The organism is Nocardioides conyzicola (assembly GCF_039543825.1).
GTDB lineage: Bacteria > Actinomycetota > Actinomycetes > Propionibacteriales > Nocardioidaceae > Nocardioides > Nocardioides conyzicola.
On sequence record NZ_BAABKM010000005.1, the window covers coordinates 159,376 to 183,567 of the forward strand.

Consider the following 24,192-nt stretch of genomic DNA (forward strand, 5'->3'; position numbering starts at 1 on the left):
CCGACATGGCCATGTGGCCGATGTTGCGGGCGCCCGTGCTGCCCTCAGGCTTGGCCACCAGATCATCGCCTCGTGACCTAGGGGATGTCGATGTCACGCACACTTTTCCACGTCTCGGGCTGGAGCCTGCGCCGCAAGCTGATCCTCGTGGTCGCCTTCCCGATGCTCTTCGCCGCGACGTTCGGCACGCTCCGCGTCCACAAGGAGCTGGCCGAGAGCAGCGAGCACGCCGCGGCCGCCAGCCAGGTGACCGTGCTCCCCCCGGCGGTCGCCTACCTCAACGCCGCGGAGAACGCGGCCGTGGTCGCGCGGCGCAAGACGAGCGCGGTCGACCCCAAGCGGGACGCCGCGACCAAGGACGTGGAGGCCGCTGCCCAGCGGTTCGAGTCCGCGACGGCCCAGGCCGACCTGACCCCGGCCCAGCGCAAGCAGGTCGCCGCGATCCTCGACCTGAGCCAGCAGCTGCGCAACGGCGAGGCCTACCTCAGCGTCGGCCAGTCGGTCTCCCAGGTCCGGCAGCTGCACCGCGGCATCACCCAGCTGGTCGACCAGATCATCAACGAGCAGGCCGCGCCGGAGCCGCTGCTCCCCGTCGTCGTCCAGGCCATCGACGGCCGGCTGTCGCTGGCGATGCAGCAGTTCCAGGTCGCGTACGAGGGCGGCAACCTCCTGAGCCAGTCGGACCTCGCCGCCGAGCTCGGCGTCGAGTCGTCGGCCATCGACCGCCTCGGCGCGTCCCTGGGCTCGACCGAGCCGCTCGTCATGCAGCTGACGAGCGGCAACGCCCAGCGGTTCGACACGGTGCGCACCGGCGGCGACGACCTGGGCACGAGGTCGGCGTACAAGCCGTACGACGAGCTCACCGCCCAGCTGTTCGCCGACATCGACGGCGACCTGACCGCGGCGGCCAGGAGTGCGCGACAACTCGCGATCGCGAGCGCCGTGGTCACCGGCGTGGCCCTTCTGGTCGCCGTGCTCCTCACCCTGATGGTGGCGCGCACCCTCACCCGCCCGATCCGTCGGGTGCGGGACGGCGCGATCCAGGTGGCCAACGAGGAGCTGCCCGAGGCGGTCGCGCGGATCCGGGCCGGCGAGCAGCCGGGCGAGATCACGCCGATCGACGTGACCACCGAGGAGGAGATGGGCCAGCTGGCCCGCGCCTTCGACACCCTCCACCGCCAGGCGATCACGCTGGCCTCCGGTGAGGCGGAGCTGCGCTCGCAGGTGGGCGACATGTTCGCGACGCTGTCGCGGCGCAACACCACCCTGATCAACCAGCAGCTCGGCCTGATCGAGGACCTGGAGCGCGACGAGGAGGACCCGCGCCGCCTCGAGAGCCTCTTCCGGCTCGACCACCTGGCCTCGCGGATGCGGCGTACCGCCGAGAGCCTGATGGTTCTCGCGGACGCACCCACGCCCGGCACCGACGGCGCCGACCTGACCGTCGCCGACCTGCTCCAGGCCGCGATCGCCGGCGTGCGGGACTACCAGCGCGTGCAGATCCTCTCGACGCCCGACGGTCGCGTCGCCGGTGTCGCGGCGCCGGACATCGTGCACCTGCTGACCGAGCTGGTCGACAACGCCCTGAACTACTCGCCGCCGACCGCACCGGTCATGGTCGAGGCCGTCCGGACCAGCTCCGGCATCGAGGTCGAGATCGCCGACGCCGGTCTCGGCGTCGCGACCGGCGACCTGTCCCGCCTCAACGCGGAGCTCGCCTCCGGGGGCCAGGTCACCGCCGAGACCGCCCGCCGGATGGGGCTCCTCGTGGTCAGCCGCCTGGCCCGCCGCCGAGGCATCCAGGTCCGGCTCGAGCTCAACGAGCGCGGCGGCGTGACCGCCCGGGTGATGCTGCCCGCCGCGCTCCTGCCCGGAGGTACGGCGGCCTCGGTCCCGACGTCGCCGTCGTGGTCACCGGTCGCCGCGCCCACCCCGACTGCCGCGGCGGCGTACGACGCAGCACCGGCCGCCGCCGCGGCCACCACCCCGACCCTGGCACCCCGGCCCGAGCCCGTCGCCGCTGCGTCGACCGAGGACCAGTCCACGACCAGGTACCTCGCCGCCATCGACGCGCTCACCCGGCTCCCCCAGCGACAGCCGGCGCGGGTGTCGGAGCCACCGCCGGAGCCGGTCGCCGTCGTACCGGAGCCCGAGCCGGAGCCGGAGCCCGAGCCCGCACCGGTGCCGCTCGCGGTCGTGCCCCAGCCCCGTCCGGAGCCCGAGCCGCAACCCGAGCGGCCACCGGAGCGCGAGCCGCTGCGGGAGCCGATGCCTGCTGGAGGACCGATCGCCACCGAGGAGTCACCGATCTACGCGACGTTGCAGTCCAACTGGTTCAGCAGCTCCGGCGACCACGCCCAGGGCTGGGCGACGACCGAGGTCGAGGCCGGGTGGGAGGCGGCGCACCGCGCCACCGAGTCGCCGAGCGAGACCGTCAGTCCCAGCGGCCTGCCGGTCCGCCGGCCCGGTCAGCGGCTCGTCCCGGGTGGCGTGACGGCTGCGGCACCGCCGGTGGTCCGCGACCCCGAGGCCATCCGGGCCCGGCTGGCGGCGCACGCCGCAGGTGTCTCCCGGGGCCGCACCACCGCCGTCGCCCCGACGTCCGCCGACCCGTCACACCAGGAAGCCGACCCCGCATGAGCGCGAACCCGTACGCCCCGTCCGTGACCCGCGAGCTGGACTGGGTCGTGACCCGCTTCGTCGACGAGGTCCCGTCGGCCGCCCACGCCATCCTCGTCTCGGCCGACGGCCTCCTGATGGCGGCCAGCTCCGGCATCCCGGCCGACCGCGCGGAGCAGGTCGCGGCCGTGTCCTCCGGCCTCGCCAGCCTGGCGGTCGGCGCGGCCCGGCTCTTCGACGGCGGCGCTGTCCTGCAGACCGTCGTCGAGATGGAGCTCGGCTACCTGCTCCTGATGAGCGTCGGCGACGGGTCGCACCTCGCCGTGCTGACCCAGGACTCCGCCGACATCGGGCAGGTCGGCTACGAGATGGCGCTGCTCGTCGACCGGGTGGGCCAGATGGTCCAGGCCCGCGCCCGCGTCATGAGCGACACGTCCGGGTGACCCGATGGCCGCCGAGACCTCGCCCCGCGACGAGCCGCAGCCGGACGCCGCGGCCGTGCGCGTGCGACCGTTCACCCTCACGTCCGGCCGTACGACGCCGCGCGTCGACCTGCCGTTCGAGGCCACGCTGCGCCGGCTCGGCTCCGCCAGCGCGGGCCCGGTCGAGTCGCACCTCACCCGGATCCTCGAGGTCTGCGACCGGCGCTCGGTCGCCGAGGTGTCGGCACTGGTCGCGATGCCCATCGGCGTCGTACGGGTGCTGCTCGCCGACCTCGTCGAGCTCGGTCAGGTCCGGGTGCAGACCACCATCCAGGAGGACTCGTCGTACGACGAGCGCCGCGAGCTGATCGAAAGGACGCTCCGTGGACTACGCACGCTCTAGCGATCCGCGCACGGCCGCCTCGACGAAGATCGTCGTCGCCGGCGGGTTCGGCGTCGGCAAGACCACCCTGGTGGGGACGGTCTCCGAGATCATGCCGCTGCGCACCGAGGCGCTCGTGACCAACCAGTCCGAGGGGATCGACGACCTGGCCGCGGTGCCCAGCAAGGGCACCACGACGGTCGCGATGGACTTCGGCCGGATCACGCTCGGCGAGGACCTCGTCCTCTACCTCTTCGGTACGCCGGGCCAGCGCCGCTTCTGGTTCATGTGGGACGACCTCTGCCTCGGCGCCATCGGTGCCATCGTGCTGGTCGACACCGAGCGGCTCGACGAGGCCTTCTCGCCGCTCGACTACTTCGAGCAGCGCGGCCTGCCCTTCATCGTGGCGGTCAACCAGTTCGAGGACGCCGCGCAGTACCCGCTCGAGGACGTCGCCGCCGCCCTCGCCCTCTCCCCCGGCATCCCGGTGATCCGCATCGACGCGCGTCGCCGGGAGTCCGTCAAGGAGGCCCTGGTGCGGGTCACGGAGTTCTCCCTGGAACGGTTGAGCGCGGCGGTGGGCGCGTAGCGGACCGTCGTACGACGGCCGCTAGATTGACCACGTGAGCAGCCCGTCGAGTCCCGTGGAGCGGCTCCTGCGGGTGCTCCGGCGGACGCTGCTGACGCTCTTCGGCATCCAGATGGCGCTCGCCATCGGGATGTCGCTGGTGGACTCCTACCGGCGCCGGGGCAAGAAGCCCAAGCCGTTCCCGGTCACCCCGCCCACCGAGGTCCCCGTCGGGGACGGCGCGCTGACGACGTACACCTACGGGCAGGACCTGTACGACGCCATGCTCGCCGCGATCGACGGCGCGCAGCGGCAGATCCTCTTCGAGACCTACATCTGGAAGGGCGACGAGATCGGCGAGAAGTTCAAGGCCGCCCTCGCCGCCGCCGCCGACCGCGGGGTCGAGGTCTACTGCATCTACGACGGGTTCGCCAACATCGTCGTGTCGCCGCGGTTCAAGCGCTTCCCGCCGACGATGAAGGTGCTGCGCTACCCGATCTACCCGGCCGGCTGGAAGTTCTACGACCTCGCCCGCTACGGCCGCGACCACCGCAAGATCCTGGTGGTCGACGACGCCGTCGGCTTCGTCGGCGGCTACAACATCGGTACGGCGTACGCGACGGAGTGGCGCGACACCCACGTGCGGATCACCGGCCCCGGGGTGTGGGACCTCAAGCGCGCCTTCGCCGACTTCTGGAACCTCAACCGCAGGCGCCGGATCGGCACCTCGGAGCGGCCGCTGCTGCTCGAGACCGCGTCGACGTGGGAGACCCGGATCCGCTTCCACCGCAACGTGCCGCGGCTGTGGATGTTCCCCATCCGGTCGATGTACATGGAGGCGATCAACCGGTCGTCGCGGCGGGTCTGGATGACGCACGCCTACTTCTGCCCCGACCAGGACTTCGTGGACGCGATGAAGGCGGCCGCGCAGCGCGGGGTCGACGTACGCCTGCTGCTGCCGCTCAAGTCCAACCACATCGTCGCGGACTGGATCTCGCGCGGCTACTTCTCCCAGCTGCTCGACGCCGGCGTGCGGATCTTCCGCTTCCGCGACGCGATGGTGCACGCGAAGACCTCGACCATCGACAGCACCTGGTCGACCGTCGGCACGGCCAACGTCGACCGGCTCAGCCTCCAGGGCAACTACGAGATCAACGTCGAGGTGATCGACCCGGCGTTCGCCGCGACGATGGAGCAGATCTACGCCGCCGACGAGACCAACTGCCTGGAGCTGACCGCCAGCGAGTGGGCCGCGCGCGACCTGCACCGCAAGTTCACGGAGATGATCCTCGCGCCGCTGCGTCCCCTGCTCTAGGGCCGAGTCGTGAGCTCCGGCACGCTCGCGGGGTCCTCGATGACGGCCCGGGCGACCTCGCTCAGCCCTCGCCGGTGGCTGCGCGCGTAGGAACGCAGCAGGTCGAAGGCGTCGTCGACCGAGACGGCGTGGACCTGGGCGAGGACGCCCTTGGCCTGCTCGATGACGATCCGGTTGTTCAGAGCCCCCTGCAGCTGTCCGGTGAGCTCCTCGCCGCGTCGGATCGCACGTTCCTGGAGCAGCCCGATCGTGGCCACGTCGGCGAGGGCCTGGACCACCCGGACGTCGACCGGTCCCATGGGCTCGCTGTGGGTTCCGAAGAGGTTGATCGCGCCGATCACGGTCTGACGCAGCCGCAGGGGGAAGGCGTGGACCGAGCGGAACCCCGCGGCCACCGCCCGCGGGGCGAACCTCGGCCACACCGACACAGCCTCGGCCAGGTCGATGTCGACCACGGGCCTCCCCTGCCGGTAGCAGTCCTGGCACGGACCTTCCTCATGCTGGATCTGGAACAGCTCCAGCATCTCGGCGCGCTCGTCCGTCGCCGCCATCAGCTGGAGCCCCCCGTGGTGGTCGGCGAGCAGGATGCCGGCACCCTCCGTGTGCACCAGCTCCGAGGTCGAGCCGGCGACCATCTGGAGGAACTCGATCAGGTCGAACTCGTCGACGAGGGTGTCGGCGACCTGGACCAGGACCTCGGCGAGCCTGTCGGCGGAAACCCTCGTCATCGCACTTCCTTCATGAACGGCGGGCGCGAACTCATGGCTCGTCCGGTTCGAGGACGACCTTACCGACCAGGATGTCCTGCGCGACCTCGTTCAGCGGCCGGCCGTGGGCGAAGGAGTGGGCCCTGATCCGGGCCAGCGCCTCGCCCTCGCGTGCCTCAGAAGCCGGACCAGGGACCGGTGCCCATCAGGACCGCCACGGCGCGGTCGGCCGGGACGACCGGAAAGTGGCCTGCCGAGCCGGTGAGCCACAGGAGCCGTCGTACGGGCGCCGCCGGCTCGATCAGCTGCACGAGCCCGCCCGCCGCGCGCGCCCGGCGCTGCCGGGACAGCAGGGTGCCCAGACCACAGGCGTCCACGAAGGTGACGGCATCGAGCTCGAACGCGATGAACCGGTCGCCGCCCACGAGATGCTCGATCAACGGCTGCGCCTGGACGTCCATCTCACCCTCGACCCGGACGACGGTCCAGGCGCCGAACCAGTAGCGGTGCACCGACACCGAGGGAGCGTCCGTCCGAAGCACGTTCATCCCGCCACCTCGTTGGAGAGCACGACTCTCGATGGCGGGGACCGGGCCACTGACACCTCGATGGTCCTCCTCCCCGCCACGGAAGTACATGGCCCGAGACGACCAGATCGGAGCGTTCAGGTACGGGTGACCTTGGCCGGCAGGTGGGTGCGCGGCGCCATCCGGGCCCCGTGGCGGGGGCGGCGGCCGGCGGTGAGGGCGAGCAGCGTGGGCACGCGGCCGCGGTGGGGGCGCCAGGGCTCGAGGAAGTCGGCCATCTCGTCGTCGGTGAAGGGACGACCGGCGACGGCCCAGCCCAGGTCGGCAGCGACGTGGTAGTCGCCGAAGGACACCGCGTCGGCGTCGCCGTGGGCCCGTTGGCGGACCTCGGCGGCGGTCCAGACGCCGATGCCGGGAAGTGATGTCAGCCGGCGTTCGGCCTCGACGCCGGACAGCGAGGCGGTGCGCTCGAGGGCGTCGGCGACCCGGGCGGCGTTGACGAGGGTCCGCGAGCGGGCCGGGTCGATGTGCATCCGCAGCCACTCCCACGACGGCACCTGCCGGATCGTGTCCGCCGACGGCTGGACCCACAGCTTGAGGTCGACGCCGGGGCCGGGCGCGCGCTCGCCGTACCGGTGCACCAGCATCCGGAACCCCGCGAACGCCTCCTGCCCGGTCACCTTCTGCTCGATGACGGCCGGGGTGAGCGCCTCCATGACCAGGCCGGTGCGCCCGATCCGCAGGTGCGCGTAGCGCCGCCAGCCCTGCTCGACCAGCGGGTGGCGCGGCTCGAAGCCGCGCACGTCGTCCTCCGCCCCGAGCATCGCCGGCAGGGACTCGAGCACCCAGTCGGCTCCCGGGCCCCACGCCTCGGCACGCACCACGCCGTCGGCCGAGCGCGACTCCACCGCCAGGGTCACCGGGCCCTCCGGGGTGCGGATGCCGCGCCAGTGGCGCTCACCCACGATCCGGTAGGTCGGGTCGCCGCCGCCGCGCTTGTGGATCCGCAGCACGGACGTCACCGAGCACGGCCAGTCGGGCCGCCACTCCCGCACCCGTCCGTCCACGCCCCGACCCTAGCCCGAGGGCCGGACAGTGGAACACGTTCTAGTCTGACCCCATGACGCTGCAGATCGACGACCACAACCGGGTCCGCACCATCACCCTCGACCGTCCGGACGCCCTCAACGCGTTCAACGAGGCGCTCTACGACGCGACGACCGAGGCGCTGCTCGAGGCCGCCGAGGACCCGGGCGTGGCGGTCGTGCTGCTGACCGGCAACGGCCGTGCCTTCAGCGCCGGCACCGACCTGCTGGAGATGCACGCGATGTCGACCAACCCGGACTTCGTGCGCGGCGAGCACGGCTTCCTGGGGCTGCTCGACGCCCTGGTCGACTTCCCGAAGCCGCTGGTCTGCGCGGTCAACGGGGTCGGGCTCGGCATCGGCGCGACGATCCTCGGGTACGCCGACCTGGCGTTCATGTCGAGCACCGCCCGCCTGAAGTGCCCCTTCACCAGCCTCGGGGTCGCCCCGGAAGCGGCCTCGTCGTACCTCTTCCCCCAGCTGCTCGGCCGCCAGGACGCCGCGTGGATGCTGCTGTCCGCGGAGTGGGTCTCGGCCGAGGAGGCACTGGCGATGGGCCTGGTGTGGCGGGTCTGCGAGCCCGACGAGCTGCTCCCGGAGGCGCGCCGGCATGCGGAGGTCCTCGCCGCCCGGCCGATCTCGTCGCTCGTCGCGGTGAAGCGCGCCATGACCGAGCCGCTGCGCGCCGGGGTCGCCGCTGCCCGTGAGCGCGAGAACGCCGCGTTCGCCGAGCTGATGGGCGGCCCGGCCAACCTCGAGGCGCTGACGGCCTTCGCCGAGGGTCGCGAGCCGGACTTCACCGGCCTTCCCCCAGGTTGGTGAACGTCGCAGGAACAACCGGTCGGAGGATGGTGGGAGCGCGCCCAACGCTCTAGCGTCGTCGCATGAGCGATCTCCCCCACATCGTCCTGGTGCACGGCGCCTGGGCCGACGGCTCCTGCTGGAGCGCCGTCATCGGCAAGCTCCACGAGCGTGGCTACTCCGTGACCGCGCCCCAGTTCCCCGAGTCCTCGCTGGCCGCCGACGTCGCGCGGCTGCGTCAGGTGCTCAACCGGCAGACGGGTCCGACGGTCGTCGTCGGGCACTCGTACGGCGGCCAGATCATCACCGCCCTGGGCGAGGACGCGCCCAACGCGGTGGCGCTGGTCTACATCGCGGCGTTCGGCCTCGACGAGGGCGAGACGATCGGCGCGCTCGTCGAGGGCGGCCCACCGTCCCCGGCCCTGGGCAACCTCGACGTCGACGCACTCGGCTTCGCGTGGCTGCCGGAGGACGACTTCGTCGGGCACTTCGCCGCCGACGTCGACCCCGCGCAGGCCAAGATCATGCACGCCGTGCAGCAGCCGATCTCGCTGTCGACCTTCGGCGACGTGATGGGCGTGCCGGCCTGGCGGCACCTCCCGTCGTGGTTCATGGTCGCGACCAACGACGAGGCGATCCCGCCGGACGGTGAGCGCCAGTTCGCCGCACGCATGGGTGCCACGACGGTCGAGGTCGCGTCGAGCCACGTGCCGATGGTGTCGCAGCCCGACGAGGTCGTCGCCCTGATCGAGGCGGCGGTCGCGGGAGTCTCCGGCTAGCCGGCCGTCAGCGCCTCTGCCGTCGTGACCGTGCCGGCCTCGCGGCCCGGCGCCCGGTGGTAGGTCCAGTAGAGGTTGGTGTGGGCGATGACCAGGTCGGGCGTCGGCGCGCCGTACGAGCTCTCTGGAGGAGAACCTCGGCAGCGGCTGGCAGCACCCGGTGCGCGTCACCGTCGATGCGCCGATCGCTCGGGTCGCGGCCTCGGTCCCGCGGACCCATGGGCCGCCTGGAGGAGGTCGACGCCCACACGACCCGGCTCGTGGGCTCGACCCGCAACGTCGTGGCCTACGCCGAGCAGCTGGCGATGCTGCCCGGGGCCTTCCGGATCGACGAGAGCGACGAGGTGCGGGACGCGCTCCGGGTGCTGGCCGCGCGACTCACCGCGGCTGCGTCAGCGCCCTGACGAGGCGGGTGGCTCGGTCAGCACCCGCAGCGCGAGGTCGGTCGTCGACGGTACGCCGAGGTGGCCGACCACCCGGGCGACCCGGTCCGGCTCCAGCGGGAGCAGGCCCGGGCTGCCGGGGACGTCGGGCGTGAGCCCGAGGTCGAGGTCGGTGCGCCCCGACATCATCGCCAGGTTGAACTCGAACCGCTCCCGGGCCTCCGGCGTCGCCAGCCGCTTCAGCACGCCAGCGCCGATGCGGCGCGTCCCCTGCTCCTCGCAGTAGGAGTCGAGCGTCGCCACGAGGGTCGCGCCGGCGCAGTGCTCGATGTCGGCCCACACGGCCCGCATCGAGCCCATCTGCGAGAGCAGGACGGACGCGGACTTCTCCCCGAGGCCGGGCACGCCCGGCAGGTTGTCGCTGGCGTCGCCCCGCAGCGCGGCGTACTCCAGGTAGTGCTCCGCCGCGACGCCGTACATGGCGTGCAGGCGCGCGGGGTTGAGCAGCGGCGAGCCGCTGATGCCTCCGGTGATCAGCCTCAGCACCTGGGTGTGGTCGCTGATGTGTGCGAAGACGTCGCGGTCGGACGTGATCAGGACGCAGTTCCACCCCTCGCGCTCGGCCCAGGCCGCGGCGGAGGCGTTGACGTCGTCGGCCTCGAGGCCGGCCGGGGTGACGGTGCGCATCCCCAGCGCGTCGAGCAGGGCGCCGGCGCGGTCGAGCTGGTCGACGAGCATCGGGTCCTTCTCGGCTCGGCCGGCCTTGTACGCCGGGTAGGCCTGCTCGCGCAGCGACGTCGTCCGGTCGTCGAGCCCGAAGAGCACGGCGTCGGGCGCGAACTGGTCGATCGCCTCCAGGATCTGGCGCAGCATGCCGTGCAGCGCCCAGGCGGGACGGCCGCCGCGGTCGTGGAGCTGGGACTCGACCCGCGCGTGGTGGTTGCGGTGCAGCAGCGACGGCGCGTCGACGGCGAGCAGCAGGCGGCGGTCGCTCACAGGACGCCGACCTCCACCAGGTGACGGCGTACGGCGTCGGTGTCGGCCGCCAGCACGAACGGGACGTCGTGGTCCCAGCTGTCCGACACGGCCTCCACGCGCCCGTCGCCGGGGTCGAGCCGCACCTCGCGGATGTAGACGGCGAGGACCCGGCCCGGGTGCTCGCGCACGATGTCGGCGTAGATCTCGGGGTCCTTCTCGCCGGAGTCGCCGATCAGCACGAACGACAGGTGCGGGTGCAGGTCGAGCACCTCGGCGATCCGCTCGTGCTTGCGGGCGCGGCCGTCGCGAGTGCCGATCAGGTCGCGCAGCAGGAGCGGTCCGAGCGGGAAGTCGCGGTGCCGGAGGAAGCCGATGAGGAAGGAGTACAGGTTCCACGGGCTGGAGGACACGTAGAACACAGGGTTGTCGGCGCCGCCGACCGCCGCGAGGTCCCGGTAGAGCTCAGCCACGCCCGGGAACGGCGTACGCGTCAGTGCGGAGCCGGCGAAGGTCTGGCGCAGCATCTGCCCGACCCGCTGGACGCCCGTCTCGAGGATGGTGTCGTCGACGTCGGAGACGACGCCGAAGCGGGCGTCCGGGCTCGGCACCCGGACCCGGACGGGCGTGCGGTGCTCGGTCAGCCCGCGGTACTCCCCCGCGAGCTCGACCCAGCCGTCCTCCCACGGGTCGGCGAGCGCACTCGGCCGCAGCTCGGCGCGGAAGTAGCCCTCGTGGTCGGTCTCGACCTCGACGCTCGCGTCGCCGACGGTGACCCGGAGGGGTACGGCGGGCAGCTCGTCGGTCACGAACTGGCTCAGGCTGCGCCGCAGGCTCGCCCCAATCCCCTCGCCCTCCATGGCGGGGGTGGGCGGCGCGTTGTCGAGCACCCGGCCGCGCACGACGACGCCGTCCGGTCCGCCGTGGCCGAGGTAGGCGTCGATCCGGAAGTTCTCGGGCGTCCGGCCAGCCTTCCGACGCAGTCGCGCGGCGTCCCACCGGCGCTCGGCCTCGACCAGCAGCCACTGCTTGCGACTCACGGTGGAACCCTAGTGTCGGTGCCGTCGGGTTGGATGGGCGCATGTTGCTCTCGGACGTGGTCGCGACCTCTGCGACGGTCGCTGCGACGCGGTCCCGCAAGGCCAAGGTGGCGGCGATCGCCGCGCTGCTCGCGGTGGCGACCCCCGACGAGGTCGAGACGGTGACGGCGTACGTCGGCGGCGCGCTGCGGCAGCGTCGTACCGGACTGGGCTGGCGGGGGCTGTCGTCGCTGCCCGATCCTGCTGTCGACCCGTCGCTGACGGTGGCCGAGGTGGACGCCGCCTTCGATGCGATCGCCGAGCTGTCGGGGTCGGGGTCGCAGGCGGCGCGGTCGGCGGCGGTGGCGGAGCTCTTCGGGCGGGCGACCGAGCCCGAGCAGTCGTGGCTGCGTGGCGTCGTGACCGGCGCCGTACGCCAGGGTGCTCTGGACTCGCTCGTCCAGGAGGGCCTGGCGGTGGCGGCCGAGGTGCCGCTGGCCGCCGTACGACGGGCCGCGATGCTGGCCGGCTCGACCGTGGCGGTGGCGCCCGTCGCGTTCGACGGCGTCGACGCGCTGGCCGCCGTGGGTCTCGAGGTCGGTCGCCCGGTGGTGCCGATGCTCGCGTCCAGCGCGCCGTCGGTGGCGGAGGCGCTGGTCAAGGCGGGCAAGGGCGCGCAGGTCGCCGTCGACGTCAAGCTCGACGGCATCCGCATCCAGGTGCACCGGTCCGGCTCCGAGGTGATCGTCGCGACGCGGTCGCTGGAGGACATCACGGCTCGGCTGCCGGAGGTGGTCGAGGTGGCCCGGTCGCTGCCGGCGACCTCGTTCGTGCTCGACGGGGAGGCGCTCGCACTCGACGACGCCGGCCGGCCGCGGCCCTTCCAGGAGACGGCGTCCCGCACCGCGATGACCGACGGCATCGTCGTCACGCCGTACTTCTTCGACGTGCTGCACCTCGACGGCGTCGACCTGCTGGACGCACCAGCCTCCGAGCGGGCCGCGGCCCTGGAGCGGCTGGTGCCGCCGGAGCACCGGGTCCCGCGGCTGGTGACGGCCTCGGCCGACGACGCGGAGGCGTTCCTCGCCGACACCCTCGGCTCCGGCCACGAGGGCGTGGTGGTGAAGTCGCTGACCGCGCCGTACGACGCCGGCCGCCGGGGCGCCTCCTGGGTCAAGGTGAAGCCGGTCCACACCCTCGACCTGGTCGTGCTCGCCGTCGAATGGGGCTCCGGTCGCCGCGACGGCTGGCTCTCCAACATCCACCTGGGCGCCCGCGACCCGTCGTCGGGCGAGCTGGTGATGCTCGGCAAGACCTTCAAGGGCATGACCGACGAGATGCTGGCCTGGCAGACCGAGCGGTTCACCGAGCTGGCGCTGGCCCCGGCGGAGATCCGCGCCCACTACGTCGTACCCGTGCGCCCCGAGCAGGTCGTCGAGATCGCCTTCGACGGGGTGCAGCGGTCGACCCGCTACCCCGGTGGTGTGGCCCTGCGCTTCGCTCGCGTGGTCCGCTACCGCGACGACAAGCCCGTCGCCGAGATCGACACGATCGACACCGTGCGGTCGTACCTCGCCTGAGGTCCGCGCCGACAGCTACCTGCGCTCTGCTTCGAGCTGCGCGCGAGTCTCGTCACGTTCGCGGGCGATCCGGCGCTGTTGGCCCGGGGGCAGCTGCCGCAGCTGCATGTCAAGGACGGCCGCGGCCTGAATGTCATCGATCCCGTAGTGCTCACGCAGCGCGGCCCGAGCGCTCGCGACGTCGGCCGCCCCCAGCAGCACGTCGAGCAGCTCGTGCGGATCCTCCAGCACCCTCACGAGGGGATCGAGGATGTGCAGCCTCCCCTCCAGCCGGCCGAGCACCTCGGCCGGCCGGTCACTCGAGCGCTCGACCAGGGCGTAGCGGGTGCGGCGCCACCAGCGCCGAGATCGATGCGTCACCCGCGGAGCATGACATCGACGTCCCGTCGGTCCAGCCTGGACGATGAAACTCGCGCTTGGACGATGAAGCTTTGTCGTCCAGGTGTGAGTTTCATCGGCCGGCCGATGAAACTCGCGCGGGCCACGATCCCGTCACTGCCGTGCAACTGACAGTTGCACGGCCATAACATGTCCCCATGACGACAGCTCCCCACAGCGACGGCCGGCGTACGGCGGCGGCCGCACGGCGCCGGGCCCGCGAGAAGGACATCATCGCGGCGACCCGCGGCCTCTTCGACAAGCGTGGGGTCCGCGACGCGCAGATCGAGGACATCGCGCGGGCGGTCGGGATCAACCGCGCGATCGTCTACCGGCACTTCACCGGCAAGGAGGAGCTCTTCGCGCTCACCCTGGTCGGCTACCTCGACGAGCTGCGCGACGACCTGGCCGCGGCGATCGAGACGTCCGACGACGCCGAGAACCAGCTGACGGCCCTGGTGACCGCGTTCACCGCGTACGGCGTCGCGCACCCGGCGTTCGTCGACTGCGCGCAGACACTGATGCGGCGCACCGGTCCCGACCTGCTCGACGAGATGTCGGAGAGCGCGCTCTTCCGGCTCGGTCGTGGCATCTCGGGCTGCCTGGCGGTGCTCACCCAGGTGCTGGAGCACGGCGTCGAGACCGGCACCTTCCGGGTCGAGGACCCGGTGCTGCTCGCCAACACGCTCTACGCGAGCGGGCTCGGTGCGCTGCAGCTCGCCCGGGTCGGCATCCTGGTGAAGGAGGCCGCGCCCGGCATCCCCACCGTCGGGACCATCTCCGCCGACCAGGTCCGCGACTACCTGGTCGCGTCCGCGTTGGCGCTCGCCACGCGCTGATCCGTCGACTCAGCGCTCCAGGATCGCCACGACGCCCTGACCACCAGCGGCGCAGATCGAGATGAGCGCGCGGCCCGAGCCCTTCTCGGCGAGCAGCTTGGCCGCCACGTTGATGATCCGGCCACCGGTGGCCGCGAAGGGGTGCCCGGCGGCGAGCGACGAGCCGTTGACGTTCAGGCGCGACCGGTCGATCGAGCCCAGCGGAGCGTCGAGGCCGAGCCGCTCCTTGCAGAAGATCGGGTCCTCCCACGCCTTCAGCGTCGACAGCACCTGCGAGGCGAACGCCTCGTGGATCTCGTAGAAGTCGAAGTCCTGCAGCGTCAGGCCGTTGCGCTCGAGCATCCGCGGCACGGCGTACGCCGGCGCCATCAGCAGGCCCTCGCCACCGTGCACGTAGTCGACCGCCGCGGTCTCGGAGTCGACGAAGTACGCCAGCGGCTCCAGACCGTGCTCGGCCGCCCACTCCTCCGACGACAGCAGGACGGCGGACGCACCGTCGGTCAGCGGCGTCGAGTTGCCGGCGGTCATCGTCGCCGCCTCGCCGCGCCCGAAGACCGGCTTGAGCTTCGCCAGCTTCTCCGCCGTCGAGTCGGGCCGCAGGTTGTTGTCGCGCTCCAGGCCCCGGAACGCCGTGACCTGGTCGTCGAGGAAGCCCGCGTCGTACGCCGCGGCGAGGTGCTGGTGCGACGCGGCGGCCAGCTCGTCCTGGTCCTCGCGGGTGATCTGCCACTCCAGCGCGGTCAGGGCGGCGTGCTCCCCCATCGAGAGCCGGGTGCGCGGCTCGCCGTTCTGCGGGATCTCCAGCCCGATGTCGCCGGGCCGGATGGCACCGAGCGCCTTCACCTTCCCGACGGTGTCGCGGGCGGCGTTGACCTTCATCAGCTTCTTGCGGAGCCGGTCGCTGATCGCCACCGGAGCGTCCGACGTGGTGTCGGTGCCCCCGGCGATGCCGACGTCGATCTGCCCGAGCGCGATCTTGTTGGCGACCTGGATCGCCGCCTGGAGGCCGGTGCCGCACGCCTCCTGGATGTCGGTCGCCGGCGTCTCCGGGGCGAGCCGCGAGCCGAGCACCGCCTCGCGGGTCAGGTTGAAGTCGCGCGCGTGCTTGAGCACCGCGCCGGCGACGACCTCGCCGAGCCGCTCGTCCTGCAGCCCGAAGCGCGCGACCAGCCCGTCGATCGCGGCGGTGAGCAGCTCCTGGTTGGAGACGTCGGCGTACGCCGTGTTGGAGCGGGCGAACGGGGTGCGGTTGCCGCCGAGCACGGCGACCCGCTGAGTCGTGGGGTTCATGGATTCATCCTTGTTCGGGAACGGCGTGGAGAGAAGGCGGTGAGTGCCAGATCACGAAATCTGGACTCTCAGTTACACAAGGAGTTACATACCCATCATGAGCGACCTCTATCAGGGCTTCACCTCGTCCGCGATCGGCAAGCAGGTCACCCGGCTGCTCGGTCTCCCGCAGCCCACCCCGCTGGAGAGGTACGCCGACGGCGCCCCGCTGGTCGACGGCACGGTCGCGGTCGGTGGCCACGGTCGTCTGGTCGAGTCGCTGGTCGGGATCCTGGACACCCTCGGCATCGCCGCGGTGGAGACGCCGTCCGGCGAGGCGCCCGGTGACGGCACGACGTACAAGGGCCTCGTCTTCGACGCGACCGGGCTGACGACCTCCGAGCAGCTGGTGGCGCTGCGCGACTTCTTCACGCCCCTGCTGCGCAGCCTCGACCGCTGCCCCCGCGTGGTCGTGATCGGCACACCGCCGGAGCAGGTCGACGGCGCCGAGCGCGTCGCCCAGCGAGCGCTGGAGGGCTTCACCCGCAGCCTCGGCAAGGAGATCGGGCGCGGGGGCACCGTCCAGCTCATGTACGTCGCCGACGGCGCCGAGGGCTCGGTCGCCAGCACGCTGGCGTTCCTGCTCTCCCCGAAGTCGGCGTACGTGTCGGGCCAGGTCGTCCGGATCGGCGCGCACGGGGCCGCGAAGCCCGGCCCGGTCGCAAACTGGACCCGCCCGCTCGAGGGCAAGGTCGCCGTCGTCACCGGCGCCAGCCGCGGCATCGGCGAGCAGATCGCCCGGGTCCTGCACCGCGACGGCGCGACCGTCGTCGGCATCGACGTCCCCCAGGCCGCCAGCGAGCTCCAGGCCGTGATGCGGGAGCTGGACGGTGACCACCTCGTCCTCGACATCACCGCCAAGGACGCGCCGCAGCGGATCGCGCGCCACCTGAAGGACGGGCACGGCGGTGTCGACGTCGTCGTGCACAACGCCGGCATCACGCGTGACCGCAGGCTCGCCAACATGGCCGCGTCGGCCGACAAGGGCGACCGCTTCGAGCAGGTCATCGCCGTCAACCTGACAGCGCCCGAGCGGATCACCCGCGAGCTCCTCGACCAGGGGGTCGTCAACAAGGGCGGCTCGATCGTCGGGGTCGCCTCCATCGCGGGGATCGCCGGCAACGTCGGGCAGACCAACTACGCGGCCTCCAAGGCGGGCGTCATCGGCCTGGTCGACTCGCTCGCCGACGAGCTCCAGGACGGCATCACGATCAACGCCGTCGCGCCCGGCTTCATCATCACGCAGATGACGGCGGCGGTGCCGTTCGCGACCCGCGAGGTCGGGCAGCGGCTCAACGCCCTGGCGCAGGGCGGCCTGCCGGTCGACGTCGCCGAGACGATCGCCTGGTACGCCAGCCCCGGCTCCACCGCCGTCAACGGCAACGTGGTCCGCGTCTGCGGCCAGATGATGCTGGGGGCCTGACGTGCTGCCGACCATGGTCAAAGCGGCGCTGCCCGTCGTACCCGGCCTCAACCTGCTGCCCGGCGTGCGCAAGACCGGCGGCGCCCTGCCCGACATCTCACGCGTGCGGCACGACGTCCCGGTCGACACCGACCACCTGACGGCGTACGCCGCGCTCTGCGGCTTCCCGCACAAGGACACCCTGCCGCTGCCCTACCCGCACCTGCTGGCCTTCGGGCTGCACATGGAGATCATGACGGCCGGGGCGTTCCCGTTCCCGGCCATCGGCACCGTGCACCTCGAGAACTCCATCACCCAGCACCGGCCCATCGACGTGAGCGAGAAGCTCCAGGTCACCGCGCGCCCCGACCACCTGCGCCCGCACGCCAAGGGCCAGGTCTTCGACCTGCTGACGACGGTGCACTCGGCGGGTGAGCTGGTGTGGGAGGAGACCTCGACCTTCCTGCGTCGGGGCGAGGGCGACGAGGCCGCACCCACAGGCGCGACGTACCCCGAGGCACCGCCGAGCGGCACGGTCTGGAAGCTGCCCGGCGACCTCGGCCGCAGGTACGCCGGCGTCTCGGGCGACCACAACCCGATCCACCTCTACGGCCTGACGGCGAAGGCCTTCGGCTTCCCGCGGCAGATCGCGCACGGCATGTGGTCGCTGGGCCGCTGCGTCGGCGCGCTCGAGAACCGATTGCCCGACCAGGTCCGGGTCGACGTCGCGTTCAAGAAGCCGATCCTGCTGCCGGGCTCGGTCGCGTTCGGGTCGCGTCCCACGGATGACGGCTACGCGTTCTCGCTGAGCAACCCGACGTCAGGCGCCCCGCACCTGGCGGGTCGGACGACCAGAGGCTGATCCGGCGCCACCAGCAGCTCGTCCGTCGCGCACCAGCAGCAACCCGATGAGCAGCAGCAGAGCTGCCACGACCGCGTAGCCGGCGGCGATCGCGAACCCGGTGCCGTCACCGAAGTAGAGGTCCCCCGGGCGCATCTCGGGTGGGTCGATGTCGAGGTAGGAGTAGTAGACGACCGGCACGAGCAGCAGGCCTCCGACCAGGAGGCAGACTGCGCCGACGAGCGTCCGCCACTGCGAGCGTCGAGGCTCGCTGGCGTCTGCCTTCGTGCCCGCGGGAGTCTGCGCGTGGACCATGCGGACAGGATGCCATCCTCCGAAGGATGCAACCCCGGGAGTTCCTCCCAACGGCGCTCGTGGCGGGCCTGCGGAGTTCCTAGCGTCGAGGTACGCCGACCAACCGGGTCGGCCGTCTCGGAGAGGAGCTCCCCATGAGCTCGCGTCACCTCGTCACCGCCGCCGCCCTGCTGGCGGCGAGCATCGCACCCCTCGGCCACGCGACCGCCGCCGAGCCGGACAGCCTGGCCGCACCCCGGCCGGACGGCGTGCAGCAGCGCCTGGACCGGCTCGTGTCCGAGACCGGCTTCCCCGGGGCGATCGCGACCGTCCGCGGCGCCGACGGCCGGACCCGCACCTACACGGCCGGCACCGGCGACCTACGGACCGGGGCGCCGGTGCCGCGTGACTCACGGGTGCGCATCGCCAGCAACACCAAGATGTTCACGGCCACCGTCGTCCTGCAGCTGGTCGCGGAGCACCGGGTCCGGCTCGGCGCACCCGTGGAGCGCTACCTCCCGCACCTCGTCCGCGGCCACGGAAACGACGGGCGCCGGATCACGGTGCGCAACCTGCTGCAGCAGACCAGCGGGCTGCCCGACTACGACACGATCGTGACCAACGGCGGCGGCGACCTGCGCTCGACCGCGCACACCTACGTCGAGCCGCGCGAGCTGGTCGACGCCGCGCTGGGCGAGCGCCGGCACTTCCGGCCGGGCACCCGGTGGGAGTACAGCAACACCAACTACGTGCTCCTCGGCCTCCTGGCCCAGCGGGTCACGGGGCGCCCGATCGGCGAGGAGATCACCCGCCGGGTGATCCGTCCGCTGAGCCTCCACGACACCTACTGGCCGGGCGTCGGCGAGCAGCGGATCCGCGGCAGCCATCCGCGCGGCTACCTCGGGGACGGTCCCGGCGGGACCTGGCGGGACATCACCGTGCTGGACCCGTCACTGGGCTGGTCCGCCGGCCAGCTGGTGTCGACGCCTCGCGACCTCGGCCGCTTCATGCAGGCACTGCTCGGCGGGCGCCTGCTGCCGGCCGCCCAGCTCGCCGAGATGCGCCGTACCGTCGATGCGCCGGACTTCGAGCCCGACCCCGGCTGGCGCTACGGCCTCGGCCTCGCCCGGCACCGGCTGACCTGCGGGCCGGTGGCGTGGGGCCACGGCGGCGACATCCAGGGCTTCGAGACCCGCAACCTGGCCACCGACGACGGTGAGTGGGCCGTCGTGACGGTGACCGGGCTGCCGTCGACGCTGGAGATGGTGGCCGACGTCGACCGGGCCGTCGAGCGGATGCTCTGCAGCGTCAGAGGCTGACCCGGGCCACGCAGACCTCACCGCTGGCGCGGTTGACGGCACGGAACCTGAACGTGTCGGCGCCGGCGGTGTTGCGCGTCGTGCGCTCGACCTCGAACGAGCCGCTGCGGCCGGCGGTCTTCGACCGGCCCTGCGCCGCGACCTTGCCGTCGTGGCGCAGGGTCCAGGCCCAGGTCTGGCCGGCGCGGTTGCTGTCGATCTCGGACTCGACCTCGATCCGGCCGTCGTCGGGACCCGCCTTGATCTTCCAGTCGGTGCTGCCCGAGCAGGAGCCGTGGCGTACGACGTCGCGGTCGTTCGCCTGGGCGGCGCTCGCTCCGAGGACCGGGAGGGTGGCGGAGATCAACAGGACGGCGGCGGTTGCGGTTGTCTTCTTCATGCCTCGATCGTGCCGCCCCGGCATGTGGTGGTCATGAGTCCGGGATGAGAGTGCCCTCACCCGGCGCGAGCGCCTACCAGGCGGTGCAGCGCGGTCAGCCCCTCGGGGCTGCCTGGCCAGTGCCGGTCCAGGGCAGCGGGACCGGCCACCCGGGCCACGGAACGCAGCACCAGGACGATCACGATCGCGTCATCCGCGTACCCGATGACCGGCAGGAAGTCCGGGACCACGTCGACCGGCAGCAGCAGGTAGCCGAGCAGGAGCCACAGCCGCCAGCGCACGCCCCGAGGCAACGCGTCGTCCGCGGCCAGCCGGCGCACCAGGCGCACCACGTCGGGGACGAGGCGCAACGCGTCCTGCCAGCCGAGCCGGTCCTGAGCACGACGCGCGACCACCGCCAGCGCGACGACCAGGACCAACCACATCACCAGCAACCCGCTCGCGATCGCGAGCAGCACCTGCCACCAGGGAAACGACACCAGCGGTCAGCGACGCGTGAGCGCGAGGACCGGGATCACCCGGTCGGTCTTCTTCTCGTAGTCGGCGAAGCCGGGGTAGAGAGCGGCCTGCTGGGCGTACTTCTCGTCGCGCTCGGCGCGCGGAAGCTCCTCCGCGCGTACGTCGAGGGTGTCGTCGCCGACCTCGATGGTGGCGTCGGGGTTGGCCTTGAGGTTGTGGTACCAGTCCGGGTTGTCGGGCGCGCCCGCCTTCGAGGCGAAGACCAGGAACCGGTCGCCGTCGGGGAGGTACATCATCGGGCTGACGCGGGTCTGGCCGCTCTTGGCACCGACGGAGTGGAGGAGGAGCAGCGGGGCGCCCTCGAAGTTGCCACCGACCTTCCCGTGGTGGGCGCGGAACTCGGCGATCACCCGGTCATTGAAGTCCGACATGCCGCCATCATGCCCGGGTGCGCCCCGACAGCGCGATGGTCGCCGCGCCGAGGAGGCTCAGCGCCGCCGCGACGAGGACGGCGACGTTCCAGCCCTCGAGCAGGTCGGCGCCCGCGTGCGTCGCCACGACGACGAAGAGCGTGATCCCGCAGGCCGCACCGAGGTAGCGCGCCGTGTTGTTGGCGCCGCTGCCCATCGCCGCCCGGTCCGGCGGCACGCTGGCCACGGCCTCCCGGCCCAGCAGGGCGTTGAGCACACCGGTCGCGAGGCCGGCGACGAACATCGGCACGGCCAGGCGCCAGACGCTCGAGGATGCGTCGAGCCCGTAGCCCGTCAGCTGCCCGGCCGCCACCACGACGAGCAGCGCGGCGATCGGCCGCGGGCCCTCGAGCGGGTGGCGCAGGTGCCGGATGAGGTACGACGTGACCACGCTGGTGCCCGACCAGGCGACGACCAGCAGGCTGGCGGTCCAGAGGCTCGCGCCGAGGCCGAGCTGGGCGACGGTCGGCACGAACGACGACATGCCGATGATGCCGAGACCGAGCGTGAGGGAACCGAGGGTCGCGGCGCGGAAGCGCGGTCCACGCAACAGCTCCGGGTCGACCAGCGGCTGCGGCACCCGGCGCTCGGTGAGCCCGAAGCCGACGGCCGCGACCACGGCGAGCGCGGCGAGCACGACCGTCGGGGCGTCGACCCCGTTGCGGCCCTGCGTGAGCGCGGAGACCAGCAGCGTCATGGCGGCGACCAGCAGCACCAGGCCGGGCACGTCGATGCCGCGCGCCCGGGCGGCCGACGACTCCCCGATCCGCGCCAGCGTGGGCACCAGGAGGAGCAGCGCGACCACGCCGACCACGGCGTACGTCTCCCGCCAGCCGGTCCCGAAGTCGAGCGCGGCCGAGAGGATCGCGCCGGCCGTGATGCCGAGACCGACGCTGGCGCCCCAGATGGAGGTGACGTGGACGCGCGCCGGGCCGGGTGCGAAGTCGTGGGCGAGCACGGCCAGCCCGCAGGCGAGCACCGCCGCTCCCCCGACGCCCTCGAGCACCCGGGCCGCGACGAACAGCACCGGCTCCTGCGCGGCGGCACAGACCAGCGCGCCGACCCCCATCGCGCCGAGGCCCGCGGCGTACACCCGCCGCCGGCCGTAGGCGTCGCCGAGCACGCCCGCCGCGAGCAGCGCGGCCGCAAGGCCGACCGACATCGAGCTGAGGATCCAGGCGCGCGCGACCGGGCCGGCGCCCAGGTCGGCGGCGGTGCGCGGGATCGTCGCCATCGGCGTCACGTAGGTGACCAGCACGAGGGCGGTCCCCAGCGCGATCGGCAGCAGGGACCGGGTCGCGACCCTCGAGGCAGCAGAGTGTTTGACATTCAAACTCACTGAAGGCACGCTACCGGCATGACGACTGTTCCGCTAGCCGAGCTCCCCGGGAGGCCCTGCCCGATCGCGGCGTCGCTCGAGCTGGTCGGCGAGCGCTGGGCCCTGCTGGTGGTGCGCGAGATCGTGCTGGGCAGCACCCGCTTCGGCGACATCGTGCGCGGCACCGGCGCACCCCGCGACCGGATCGCCGCCCGGCTGAAGACCCTGGAGGCCGCCGGCGTCATCGGACGTACGGCGTACCAGCAGCGGCCCGAGCGCTTCGACTACCACCTGACCGAGTCCGGGCGAGACCTGGTGTCGGTGCTCGATGCTCTGCTGGCCTGGGGCGACAAGCACGCGGTCGCCCCCGACGATCCCCGACGGCTCGAGCGATACCGGAGGCTCACCCCATGAGCGAGCGCACCCGCACCATCACCTGGGAGGACCCGGGCCCGGGCACCCTGCAGGGGCTGTCGATGCCCGGCATCGACTACATGCAGGCGGTAATGAAGGGCGAGCTGCCGGCCCCGCCGATCGCGGCGACCATGCAGTTCGACCTGGTCGAGGCCGAGGTCGGCCGCGCCGTCTTCACCTGCACGCCGGACGGGTCGGTCTACAACCCGATCGGCGCCGTGCACGGCGGGCTGGTCTGCACGCTCCTCGACTCCGCAGCGGGCTGCGCCCTCCACACGACGCTGCCCCAGGGCAAGGGCTACACGTCGGTCGAGATCAAGGTCAGCTACCTCAAGGCGGTGCGCGCCGGCAGCGGGCTGCTGACGGCCACCGGCACGGTCGTGAAGTCCGGCTCCCGCGTCGGCTTCACCGAGGCGACCGTGACCGACGGCTCGGGCGCGCTGGTGGCGACCGCCAGCAGCACGCTGCTGATCTTCGACCTGCCGGGCTAGACGACCTCGAGGTCCAGCCAGTCGGCGAGGGATGCGATCTCGGCGCGGACGGCCTCGGCCACCTCGTCGTCGAAGGGCTCGTCCTCGTGGACGGCGTGCACGACCAGCGCCCCCTCGGCGCGGTCGGCGGCGGCGTCGAGCTTGCCGACCAGCCGGTCGCCGTACAGGATCGGCAGCGCGTAGTAGCCCCAGCGACGCTTCGCGGCCGGCTTGTACATCTCCAGCAGGTAGTCGAACTCGAAGATCTCGGTCAGCCGCTTGCGGTCCTGCACCAGCCGGTCGAACGGCGAGAGCAGCGCGGCGCGGCCGGCGTACGGCACGTCGAGGAGGCTGGGCTCGACCCGCCAGCTGCCGCGGACGCCCTCGACGACGGCGGGCTCCCCGGCCTCGCCGACCCCATGCTGCTCCCCCGGCGACGACGCCGCCTTCGCCCGGGCGATGCCGAGCGCGGCCAGCCGCCGCTGGTCGATGATCCGGCGAGCCTCGTCGACGTCGGGCACCGGGTCGTCGGGATAGATCCGCTCGGCCAGGTCCCACAGCTGCTCGCGACCCTGGCGCCCCGCGGTCGCGACCTCGCCGCGAGCGACCATGAGCTGGAGCAGCATCCGGACGTTGCGGTCGTTGTTCCAGCCCGACGACTGCCACGGCACCTCGCAGCTGTCGGGCAGCTCGCTGGTCGGCAGCGGACCGTCGCTGCGCAGCCGCTCGAGCAGGTCACGGCGGCAGCCGTCGTTGGCGGCGACCCACTCCGCCCGGGACACCTGCCAGTCCGTGAGCTCACCGGTGCCCGGCCACTGCGCCATCTCCGCCCGGAAGAGTGCCATGTCCTCGGCGGACCGGATGAAGCCCTGGTGCTCGATCACGACCTGCTCGTCGATCGCGTCGCGCAGCGCACCCACGTCGTACGACGGTCCGAGGCGGCTCCACAGCACCAGGTCGGCGCTCGGGGCGACCGCGCTGGTCGGCTCGGCCTGCAGCACCATCAGGTGGCGTACGACGTCGAGCAGCCCAGTCGGCCGGGGCGTCGTCAGCAGCTGCGCCCGCACCGCGATCCGCCGCGCGTCGGCGCGGGTGAGGTGGTGCGGCTCGGACAACGAC

At 72.5% G+C, this 24,192-nt stretch carries 28 protein-coding genes; 15 read left to right on the plus strand and 13 right to left on the minus strand.

The genetic code is table 11. The features are described 5' to 3' along the window. Positions 1 to 90: 90 nt before the first annotated feature. Genes ABEA34_RS22440 through ABEA34_RS22460 form a run of 5 tightly spaced genes read left to right on the plus strand, consistent with a single transcriptional unit; the run spans position 91 to position 5,306 of the window. Complete coding sequence (locus ABEA34_RS22440; RefSeq protein ID WP_345523962.1) at positions 91 to 2,640, plus strand: sensor histidine kinase; 2,550 nt, start codon at positions 91 to 93, stop codon at positions 2,638 to 2,640. Then, entirely contained in the window at positions 2,637 to 3,062 is a 426-nt protein-coding gene (locus ABEA34_RS22445; protein ID WP_345523963.1) for a roadblock/LC7 domain-containing protein, read from the plus strand. Before ABEA34_RS22440 ends, ABEA34_RS22445 begins: the two co-directional genes overlap by 4 nt. Positions 3,063 to 3,066: 4 nt before the next feature. Beyond that, complete coding sequence (locus ABEA34_RS22450) at positions 3,067 to 3,444, plus strand: DUF742 domain-containing protein (RefSeq protein WP_345523964.1); 378 nt, start codon at positions 3,067 to 3,069, stop codon at positions 3,442 to 3,444. Then, complete coding sequence (locus tag ABEA34_RS22455; protein ID WP_345523965.1) at positions 3,425 to 4,012, plus strand: GTP-binding protein; 588 nt, start codon at positions 3,425 to 3,427, stop codon at positions 4,010 to 4,012. Before ABEA34_RS22450 ends, ABEA34_RS22455 begins: the two co-directional genes overlap by 20 nt. Before the next feature lie 34 nt (positions 4,013 to 4,046). Further along, on the plus strand, positions 4,047 to 5,306 hold the full coding sequence (locus ABEA34_RS22460; RefSeq protein ID WP_345523966.1) for a phospholipase D-like domain-containing protein: 1,260 nt from the start codon (positions 4,047 to 4,049) through the stop codon (positions 5,304 to 5,306). On the opposite strand, the gene ABEA34_RS22465 is transcribed toward ABEA34_RS22460, so the two are convergent. From ABEA34_RS22465 to ABEA34_RS22475, 3 genes are all read right to left on the minus strand, one after another. Beyond that, the gene (locus ABEA34_RS22465) at positions 5,303 to 6,034 is read right to left on the minus strand and encodes an ANTAR domain-containing protein (protein ID WP_345523967.1); all 732 of its coding nucleotides are present in this window, start codon (positions 6,032 to 6,034) and stop codon (positions 5,303 to 5,305) included. The two genes, ABEA34_RS22460 and ABEA34_RS22465, sit on opposite strands and share 4 nt — an antisense overlap. 155 nt (positions 6,035 to 6,189) lie before the next feature. Beyond that, complete coding sequence (locus ABEA34_RS22470; protein ID WP_345523968.1) at positions 6,190 to 6,561, minus strand: STAS domain-containing protein; 372 nt, start codon at positions 6,559 to 6,561, stop codon at positions 6,190 to 6,192. Between the two features lie 116 nt (positions 6,562 to 6,677). Continuing rightward, a complete protein-coding gene (locus ABEA34_RS22475; protein ID WP_345523969.1) occupies positions 6,678 to 7,607 on the minus strand; it encodes a DNA-3-methyladenine glycosylase family protein in 930 nt (309 codons plus the stop codon). Positions 7,608 to 7,660: 53 nt separating this feature from the next. Between ABEA34_RS22475 and ABEA34_RS22480 the strand changes: the two genes are divergently transcribed. The 3 genes from ABEA34_RS22480 (at position 7,661) to ABEA34_RS22490 (ending at position 9,608) form a co-directional block, all read left to right on the plus strand. Next, positions 7,661 to 8,446 (plus strand): enoyl-CoA hydratase/isomerase family protein, encoded by a 786-nt coding sequence (locus ABEA34_RS22480; RefSeq protein WP_345523970.1) that lies wholly within the window; start codon positions 7,661 to 7,663, stop codon positions 8,444 to 8,446. Positions 8,447 to 8,508: 62 nt separating this feature from the next. Then, positions 8,509 to 9,204, plus strand: a complete 696-nt coding sequence (locus tag ABEA34_RS22485; RefSeq protein ID WP_345523971.1) for an alpha/beta fold hydrolase — start codon at positions 8,509 to 8,511, stop codon at positions 9,202 to 9,204. Between the two features lie 218 nt (positions 9,205 to 9,422). Further along, a complete protein-coding gene (locus ABEA34_RS22490; RefSeq protein ID WP_345523972.1) occupies positions 9,423 to 9,608 on the plus strand; it encodes a hypothetical protein in 186 nt (61 codons plus the stop codon). On the opposite strand, the gene ABEA34_RS22495 is transcribed toward ABEA34_RS22490, so the two are convergent. Beyond that, positions 9,597 to 10,583 (minus strand): 5'-3' exonuclease H3TH domain-containing protein, encoded by a 987-nt coding sequence (locus tag ABEA34_RS22495; protein WP_345523973.1) that lies wholly within the window; start codon positions 10,581 to 10,583, stop codon positions 9,597 to 9,599. The genes ABEA34_RS22490 and ABEA34_RS22495 overlap by 12 nt on opposite strands. Then, complete coding sequence (locus tag ABEA34_RS22500; RefSeq protein ID WP_345523974.1) at positions 10,580 to 11,602, minus strand: App1 family protein phosphatidate phosphatase; 1,023 nt, start codon at positions 11,600 to 11,602, stop codon at positions 10,580 to 10,582. Before ABEA34_RS22500 ends, ABEA34_RS22495 begins: the two co-directional genes overlap by 4 nt. A 41-nt stretch (positions 11,603 to 11,643) precedes the next feature. Here ABEA34_RS22500 and ABEA34_RS22505 point away from each other — a divergent pair, with 41 nt between their 5' ends. Then, the gene (locus ABEA34_RS22505) at positions 11,644 to 13,161 is read left to right on the plus strand and encodes an ATP-dependent DNA ligase (RefSeq protein WP_345523975.1); all 1,518 of its coding nucleotides are present in this window, start codon (positions 11,644 to 11,646) and stop codon (positions 13,159 to 13,161) included. A gap of 15 nt (positions 13,162 to 13,176) precedes the next feature. On the opposite strand, the gene ABEA34_RS22510 is transcribed toward ABEA34_RS22505, so the two are convergent. Continuing rightward, entirely contained in the window at positions 13,177 to 13,521 is a 345-nt protein-coding gene (locus ABEA34_RS22510) for a DNA gyrase subunit A (protein WP_345523977.1), read from the minus strand. Positions 13,522 to 13,697: 176 nt separating this feature from the next. Between ABEA34_RS22510 and ABEA34_RS22515 the strand changes: the two genes are divergently transcribed. Further along, positions 13,698 to 14,378, plus strand: coding sequence for a TetR/AcrR family transcriptional regulator (locus ABEA34_RS22515; protein WP_345523978.1), 681 nt, complete (start codon positions 13,698 to 13,700; stop codon positions 14,376 to 14,378). Positions 14,379 to 14,387: 9 nt separating this feature from the next. Here ABEA34_RS22515 and ABEA34_RS22520 read toward each other — a convergent pair whose 3' ends face one another. Further along, positions 14,388 to 15,668 carry an acetyl-CoA C-acetyltransferase gene (locus ABEA34_RS22520; RefSeq protein ID WP_345523979.1) on the minus strand — a complete coding sequence of 427 codons (1,281 nt, stop codon included), beginning with the start codon at positions 15,666 to 15,668 and terminating at the stop codon, positions 14,388 to 14,390. A gap of 97 nt (positions 15,669 to 15,765) precedes the next feature. Between ABEA34_RS22520 and ABEA34_RS22525 the strand changes: the two genes are divergently transcribed. Further along, positions 15,766 to 17,130, plus strand: a complete 1,365-nt coding sequence (locus ABEA34_RS22525; protein WP_345523980.1) for a 3-oxoacyl-ACP reductase — start codon at positions 15,766 to 15,768, stop codon at positions 17,128 to 17,130. Position 17,131: 1 nt separating this feature from the next. Continuing rightward, positions 17,132 to 17,971 (plus strand): MaoC/PaaZ C-terminal domain-containing protein, encoded by an 840-nt coding sequence (locus ABEA34_RS22530; RefSeq protein WP_345523981.1) that lies wholly within the window; start codon positions 17,132 to 17,134, stop codon positions 17,969 to 17,971. On the opposite strand, the gene ABEA34_RS22535 is transcribed toward ABEA34_RS22530, so the two are convergent. Beyond that, positions 17,930 to 18,265: a hypothetical protein gene (locus tag ABEA34_RS22535; RefSeq protein WP_345523982.1), complete on the minus strand. Its 336-nt coding sequence runs from the start codon at positions 18,263 to 18,265 to the stop codon at positions 17,930 to 17,932. The genes ABEA34_RS22530 and ABEA34_RS22535 overlap by 42 nt on opposite strands. A gap of 134 nt (positions 18,266 to 18,399) precedes the next feature. Here ABEA34_RS22535 and ABEA34_RS22540 point away from each other — a divergent pair, with 134 nt between their 5' ends. Next, positions 18,400 to 19,563 (plus strand): serine hydrolase domain-containing protein, encoded by a 1,164-nt coding sequence (locus ABEA34_RS22540; protein ID WP_345523983.1) that lies wholly within the window; start codon positions 18,400 to 18,402, stop codon positions 19,561 to 19,563. Here ABEA34_RS22540 and ABEA34_RS22545 read toward each other — a convergent pair. The 4 genes from ABEA34_RS22545 to ABEA34_RS22560 are packed head-to-tail and all read right to left on the minus strand — an operon-like array spanning position 19,553 to position 22,210. Then, positions 19,553 to 19,942: a hypothetical protein gene (locus tag ABEA34_RS22545; protein WP_345523984.1), complete on the minus strand. Its 390-nt coding sequence runs from the start codon at positions 19,940 to 19,942 to the stop codon at positions 19,553 to 19,555. The genes ABEA34_RS22540 and ABEA34_RS22545 overlap by 11 nt on opposite strands. Before the next feature lie 56 nt (positions 19,943 to 19,998). Further along, the gene (locus ABEA34_RS22550) at positions 19,999 to 20,421 is read right to left on the minus strand and encodes a YkvA family protein (RefSeq protein ID WP_345523986.1); all 423 of its coding nucleotides are present in this window, start codon (positions 20,419 to 20,421) and stop codon (positions 19,999 to 20,001) included. 6 nt (positions 20,422 to 20,427) lie between these two features. Continuing rightward, positions 20,428 to 20,832, minus strand: a complete 405-nt coding sequence (locus ABEA34_RS22555; RefSeq protein ID WP_345523987.1) for a nitroreductase family deazaflavin-dependent oxidoreductase — start codon at positions 20,830 to 20,832, stop codon at positions 20,428 to 20,430. 7 nt (positions 20,833 to 20,839) lie between these two features. Further along, positions 20,840 to 22,210 (minus strand): MFS transporter, encoded by a 1,371-nt coding sequence (locus ABEA34_RS22560; protein ID WP_345523988.1) that lies wholly within the window; start codon positions 22,208 to 22,210, stop codon positions 20,840 to 20,842. A gap of 18 nt (positions 22,211 to 22,228) precedes the next feature. Here ABEA34_RS22560 and ABEA34_RS22565 point away from each other — a divergent pair, with 18 nt between their 5' ends. Together ABEA34_RS22565 and ABEA34_RS22570 are read left to right on the plus strand one after the other, a co-directional pair. Then, positions 22,229 to 22,603 carry a winged helix-turn-helix transcriptional regulator gene (locus tag ABEA34_RS22565; protein ID WP_345523989.1) on the plus strand — a complete coding sequence of 125 codons (375 nt, stop codon included), beginning with the start codon at positions 22,229 to 22,231 and terminating at the stop codon, positions 22,601 to 22,603. Then, entirely contained in the window at positions 22,600 to 23,094 is a 495-nt protein-coding gene (locus ABEA34_RS22570; RefSeq protein ID WP_345523990.1) for a PaaI family thioesterase, read from the plus strand. Before ABEA34_RS22565 ends, ABEA34_RS22570 begins: the two co-directional genes overlap by 4 nt. Here the strand turns inward: ABEA34_RS22570 and ABEA34_RS22575 are convergent. Beyond that, positions 23,091 to 24,188 carry a DNA glycosylase AlkZ-like family protein gene (locus ABEA34_RS22575; RefSeq protein WP_345523991.1) on the minus strand — a complete coding sequence of 366 codons (1,098 nt, stop codon included), beginning with the start codon at positions 24,186 to 24,188 and terminating at the stop codon, positions 23,091 to 23,093. The two genes, ABEA34_RS22570 and ABEA34_RS22575, sit on opposite strands and share 4 nt — an antisense overlap. Between the last annotated feature and the right edge of the window lie 4 nt (positions 24,189 to 24,192).

Bases quoted from the DNA above. Each gene is read 5' to 3' on its own strand.
- ABEA34_RS22440 (WP_345523962.1), top strand. From the start codon at position 91: ATGTCACGCACACTTTTCCACGTCTCGGGCTGGAGCCTGCGCCGCAAG.
- ABEA34_RS22445 (WP_345523963.1), top strand. From the start codon at position 2,637: ATGAGCGCGAACCCGTACGCCCCGTCCGTGACCCGCGAGCTGGACTGG.
- ABEA34_RS22450 (WP_345523964.1), top strand. From the start codon at position 3,067: ATGGCCGCCGAGACCTCGCCCCGCGACGAGCCGCAGCCGGACGCCGCG.
- ABEA34_RS22465 (WP_345523967.1), bottom strand. From the start codon at position 6,034: ATGACGAGGGTTTCCGCCGACAGGCTCGCCGAGGTCCTGGTCCAGGTC.
- ABEA34_RS22470 (WP_345523968.1), bottom strand. From the start codon at position 6,561: ATGAACGTGCTTCGGACGGACGCTCCCTCGGTGTCGGTGCACCGCTAC.
- ABEA34_RS22480 (WP_345523970.1), top strand. From the start codon at position 7,661: ATGACGCTGCAGATCGACGACCACAACCGGGTCCGCACCATCACCCTC.
- ABEA34_RS22485 (WP_345523971.1), top strand. From the start codon at position 8,509: ATGAGCGATCTCCCCCACATCGTCCTGGTGCACGGCGCCTGGGCCGAC.
- ABEA34_RS22490 (WP_345523972.1), top strand. From the start codon at position 9,423: ATGGGCCGCCTGGAGGAGGTCGACGCCCACACGACCCGGCTCGTGGGC.
- ABEA34_RS22505 (WP_345523975.1), top strand. From the start codon at position 11,644: ATGTTGCTCTCGGACGTGGTCGCGACCTCTGCGACGGTCGCTGCGACG.
- ABEA34_RS22515 (WP_345523978.1), top strand. From the start codon at position 13,698: ATGACGACAGCTCCCCACAGCGACGGCCGGCGTACGGCGGCGGCCGCA.
- ABEA34_RS22520 (WP_345523979.1), bottom strand. From the start codon at position 15,668: ATGAACCCCACGACTCAGCGGGTCGCCGTGCTCGGCGGCAACCGCACC.
- ABEA34_RS22525 (WP_345523980.1), top strand. From the start codon at position 15,766: ATGAGCGACCTCTATCAGGGCTTCACCTCGTCCGCGATCGGCAAGCAG.
- ABEA34_RS22535 (WP_345523982.1), bottom strand. From the start codon at position 18,265: ATGGTCCACGCGCAGACTCCCGCGGGCACGAAGGCAGACGCCAGCGAG.
- ABEA34_RS22540 (WP_345523983.1), top strand. From the start codon at position 18,400: ATGAGCTCGCGTCACCTCGTCACCGCCGCCGCCCTGCTGGCGGCGAGC.
- ABEA34_RS22545 (WP_345523984.1), bottom strand. From the start codon at position 19,942: ATGAAGAAGACAACCGCAACCGCCGCCGTCCTGTTGATCTCCGCCACC.
- ABEA34_RS22555 (WP_345523987.1), bottom strand. From the start codon at position 20,832: ATGTCGGACTTCAATGACCGGGTGATCGCCGAGTTCCGCGCCCACCAC.
- ABEA34_RS22565 (WP_345523989.1), top strand. From the start codon at position 22,229: ATGACGACTGTTCCGCTAGCCGAGCTCCCCGGGAGGCCCTGCCCGATC.
- ABEA34_RS22570 (WP_345523990.1), top strand. From the start codon at position 22,600: ATGAGCGAGCGCACCCGCACCATCACCTGGGAGGACCCGGGCCCGGGC.